This window comes from Legionella parisiensis (assembly GCF_001467945.1).
GTDB lineage: Bacteria > Pseudomonadota > Gammaproteobacteria > Legionellales > Legionellaceae > Legionella > Legionella parisiensis.
The window spans coordinates 2,759,808-2,760,660 of the sequence record NZ_LNYQ01000013.1; the positions used below are offsets into that span (position 1 = coordinate 2,759,808).

Sequence of the window (853 nt, forward strand, 5' to 3'; positions counted from 1 at the left end):
TAACGCGTTCTTTGTATGTCTGCTGTTGCAAACCCGCCAAAAAGTTCGGATCGGCGGGCGAGACCTTGTCAACGAGTGCAGAGTATTCGATTTGTTTTTGCGTGTTTTTAAAATAAATATCCCAATGTATAGGACATACGGCAATTTGCGGCTCCTGGCTTGGCAATAACACATCCAGCACGTCCATACTCTCTGGATTTAAGGGGATAAACCCGCGCCGCTCAAGCGATTCGATATTCTGGGCAGCCATCCCTCTGGTGTGAAAAGTGCCCCAGTTAATCGCCAGTGCCGGTAAGCCCTGCTGCTGGCGCAAATGCGCTAAGCCATCTAAAAATCCATTCGCCGCTACATAGTTAGCCTGGCCTTTAGAACCGAGGACGGATGCCGCCGAGGAAAACAGGACAAACCAATCCAAGTGCAGATTTTTAGTGAGTTGATGCAGGATGAGCGCACTGTCCATTTTCGCCTGCAACACCTCCTGCACCTCCTTGTCGCTTAAATTGACCAGCAACTCATTGCGAATGACTCCGGCAAGATGAAAAACACCTCTTAGAGGGTGGGCGCTTTCTTCTATGTCTTTGATGAGATGCCCCATGCCCTGCATGTTACTGGCATCACACGCATGATGTGTGATGTACACCTGTTTTTTCCGGGCACTTTCAATCAACTCCAGGCTCTCCTTAGAGCATTCCGAGCGACTGGTAATAATCAGGTGTTTGGCTCCGCGACGTATGAGATAGTGGATTAATGGCTGGGCCAAACCGCCCGTACCACCGGTAATGAGGTAGCTTGCTTCTCGGTCGAATAATATTTCATGGTGCTCCGGAGCGAATGGCAGCTGTGTTTTCTTAAG

Annotated in this window: 1 protein-coding gene; it reads right to left on the minus strand. The window is 49.6% G+C overall.

The annotated features are described in order from the left end of the window. Nucleotides 1-853, minus strand: an 853-nt coding sequence (locus tag Lpar_RS19505) for a beta-ketoacyl reductase (RefSeq protein WP_237759446.1), incomplete at both ends; no start/stop codon positions are given.